Source organism: Roseovarius lutimaris (assembly GCF_900115165.1).
Classification (GTDB): domain Bacteria; phylum Pseudomonadota; class Alphaproteobacteria; order Rhodobacterales; family Rhodobacteraceae; genus Roseovarius; species Roseovarius lutimaris.
In genome coordinates, this window is record NZ_FOVP01000068.1 from 1 (window position 1) to 1655 (window position 1655).

The 1655-nt window shown below is 62.8% G+C and carries 2 protein-coding genes; both read right to left on the minus strand.

The window, feature by feature from the left end; translation table 11 throughout:
• Positions 1-459: MFS transporter (locus BMZ91_RS20960; protein ID WP_143076445.1), on the minus strand; the 459-nt coding region annotated here is incomplete at its 3' end.
• 217 nt (positions 460-676) lie between these two features.
• The gene (locus BMZ91_RS20965; protein WP_092842507.1) at positions 677-1654 is read right to left on the minus strand and encodes a DUF3363 domain-containing protein; all 978 of its coding nucleotides are present in this window, start codon (positions 1652-1654) and stop codon (positions 677-679) included.
• Between the last annotated feature and the right edge of the window lies 1 nt (position 1655).

Genomic DNA, 1655 nt, shown 5'->3' on the forward strand with positions numbered 1-1655 from the left:
CGCAGGCACGAACGCCAGCATCGAACTGAAAAGGCCGTAGATGACGACCCCCTCAGGACGGTTGGCATAAACGTCGCGAACTGTCGCGAACGTCGCCACCAGCATGGCCGACGCGCCCACTGCTTGAAGTAGACGGAAAGCGACAAAGGCTGGTGCAGTTGAAGACCAAGCTGCTCCCAGAGACGCAATGACGAAAGCCGTTGCGCCCGCAAGTAGAATTGGCCGTCGCCCGATGCTGTCTGAGAGAGGACCAAAAATCACCTGGCCCACGCCGAGCATCACCATATAGAGGCTCAACGTGAGTTGGATCATTGCGGGCGTCGTGTTCAGGATGCCGGGCATCGCTGGAACGACGGGGAGATAAATATCCATCGCCAGTGAAGCGAGGATGTCGAAGGGAGCCATCAGCAGCAGTGCTGCCGGCAGCGTATAGGCCCACGCGGGGCGTGTGGTGGTCATGACGAATCAACCGCTCGATTAAGGAATACCGGGCGACGTCTGCTCGTCATCAATCAGATGAGACTAGCCTTACAGAGCGCCGCAACAACAATACTGGTTGTTGCGGCTTACTTGTCTGCTGACTTGGAATTTCCCATCTGAAGACTCCACGCTTACGAATATGAATAGATACCTCTTATCCGATTATCTTTTGCTTCGCAATGCGGCATGGGTGCCCTCAGCGTTCCAGCCCCCTCTGCCGCCCAAATTGCCACGACACCGATCCGCCCTGCACGATGCCCATGACCTCACGGCCGAGCTGGCGGTCGATGACCGGCCGCCACGGGACAAGCGTGAACTCATGGCTCTTTTCCACCACAGCGAACTTGCCGCTCGTTAGCTGGACAATCCCGGTGAACTTGCCGCTCACGTTCTCGCCGTCCGTGGCGGCGCGGAACGGCAATCCTTTGCTCCCGGCCATTTCCGCGCCGACGCGCGCAACCTCGCGCTCGCGCAGGGTGGCGAGAAGGCTGCGCCGGTAGAAGATACGGCCATTCCGCGCTCGGCTGGCGTCGGCGTGTTCAATGTGGTGCTCGCGGCGCTGGTCCATCGCCTCGCGCACCTGCTGGCCGAAGCCGGTCGGGGCAAGGTCGGCCGTCTCGCCATGGATCAGCCGCCGGTCCAGCCAGGTCGCGCCATCCGATCCGACCTGCTTGCCTAAATCGACCGGGGACAGGACGCGAACGCTGGCCTGTCTGTCGCGGCCGGCGTCATGGGCGGCCGCGCGGCTGACCAAATCATCGGGGATGCGCCATTGGTTTGCGTCGATGCGCTCGACGATCCCGGCGCGGCGCAATGCCTCCAGTCTGCGGACATGAGCATCGACATAGCCCTCATAGTCGCCGCCCGGAACGCGGCCCTCAAACTTGGCCTGCTCCAGATGGCGGCTCGGCCGATAGATGCCGTCCTCGGCGATGGCGGTGATGGTGCGGTCGGACGGCCGGGCCGTCACCTCGGCCGGGCCGATCTGGACGACGCTGCCGATGCGGGCGTCCTCCAGCCGCTCGGGCGCGAGGCCGGCGATGTGGTGCGTCCTGCCGTCGATCCCGTCCACCATGACTGTTAGGTTCTCCCCCAACTCGTCGGACAGGTGCTTGTCAACGACGCGACCGACGATGGGCGTCTCGGGCGCTCCGTCATGGATTTGAAAACTCATG